We start from the raw sequence: 1,483 nt of genomic DNA, 5'->3' as shown, positions 1-1,483 counted from the left end.
GCACCGAGCAGCCGGCCAGCGTGCGCCTGCGGGACTATTCCGACCTCAATGTCGAGCTCGGACGCAAGCTGATCGCCGAGCGGCGATTGCCGGCGAGCGTGTCTTTCCAGCGCGCCGACGCCTTCGACGGCGACGGGCTGGCGGCGCTCGACCCGGCGCCGGATCTCGCGATCGTCTCCGGCCTTTACGAACTCTTCGCCGACAACGCGCTGATTGCGCGCTCGCTCGGCGGCCTTGCCCGCGCCATGCAGCCCGGCAGCCTGCTGATCTACACCAACCAGCCCTGGCATCCGCAGCTCGAAATGATCGCGCGCAGCCTAACCTCGCATCGCGGCGGCCAGGCCTGGGTGATGCGGCGGCGCACGCAAGGCGAGATGGACCAGCTGGTCGAGGCGGCCGGCTTCGAGAAGCTCGACCAGCGCATCGACCAATGGGGCATCTTCACCGTCTCGTTGGCAAGGCGGCTTTAAATCAAGAGATAGAGCATGATGTCGTCCGAAAACCGCTTCACACTTTTCGGCATCATGCTCTAGGACCGCCCACGCATGCCCACCAGTGCCGAGCCCCCGCGCCTTGCAGTCTCCACATCCGCCGAGCCCTATGGGCGTGTCGTCGTCCGGGCAGCGCTTTGGCTCACGTTGCTCGCGCCACTCTTCTATTCGACCTACGGCTTCGCCAACTGGCTGGCGTCGACGCGCGAGCATGTCGGCAGCATCGTGTTCGCCTGGGAGCACCATGTTCCATTCCTCGCCTGGACGATCGTGCCCTACTGGTCGATCAACCTGTTCTACGGGCTGTCGCTCCTGCTCAACGACAGCCGGCAGGGCGTCGACCGGCTGGCCAGCCGCTACCTCACCGCGCAGGTCGTCGCCGTCACCTGCTTCATCCTGTTTCCGCTGACCGCCACCTTCGTGCGGCCGGCAACGAGCGGCCTGCCCGGCTTCCTGTTTGCCGTGCTCGGCGGTTTCGACAAGCCGTTCAACCAGGCGCCATCGCTGCACATCGCGCTTTTGGTGATCATCTGGGATCACTGGCGCCAGCGCCTAGGAGGCCCACTGCTCGCGCTTTGGCACGGCTGGTGCTTCCTGATCGGCGCCTCGGTGCTGACGACCTGGCAGCACCATTTCATCGACATCCCCACCGGCGCGCTGCTCGGCTTCTTTGCGTTGTGGCTCTTTCCAGCCAAGGGCGAGATGCCCTTCGCCGGATTCCGCCTGACCGCCGATGCCAAGGCACGGCGGCTTTCGCTGTGCTACGCGCTGGGCGCCGCGCTCGTTCTCGCCGGCGCTGCCATCGGTGTCTTCTTTTCCGCTATCGCGCTTGTCCTTTTGTGGCCGGCGCTGGCGCTGGCCATCGTCGCCTTCGCCTATGCCGGGGCCGGCGCGAAAGTGTTCCAGAAGACGGCGGACGGCCAGGTTTCGCTGGCGAGCCGCATCCTGCTGTGGCCTTACCGGCTTGCGCGTCCAGGCCAGGACATTGATCC

2 protein-coding genes are annotated in these 1,483 nt (G+C 66.1%); both read left to right on the top strand.

Annotation, left to right across the window (positions count from 1 at the left end; all coding sequences use genetic code 11):
- A partial coding sequence (locus EOA29_RS36270; protein WP_189479111.1) for a class I SAM-dependent methyltransferase family protein occupies positions 1-470 on the top strand: 470 nt, incomplete at its 5' end.
- A 75-nt stretch (positions 471-545) separates the two neighbouring features.
- A partial coding sequence (locus EOA29_RS36265) for a phosphatase PAP2 family protein (protein WP_145970040.1) occupies positions 546-1,483 on the top strand: 938 nt, incomplete at its 3' end.

This window comes from Mesorhizobium sp. M1E.F.Ca.ET.063.01.1.1 (genome assembly GCF_003998155.1).
Classification (GTDB): Bacteria; Pseudomonadota; Alphaproteobacteria; order Rhizobiales; family Rhizobiaceae; genus Mesorhizobium.
This window is presented reverse-complemented; position numbering and strand designations above follow the sequence as displayed.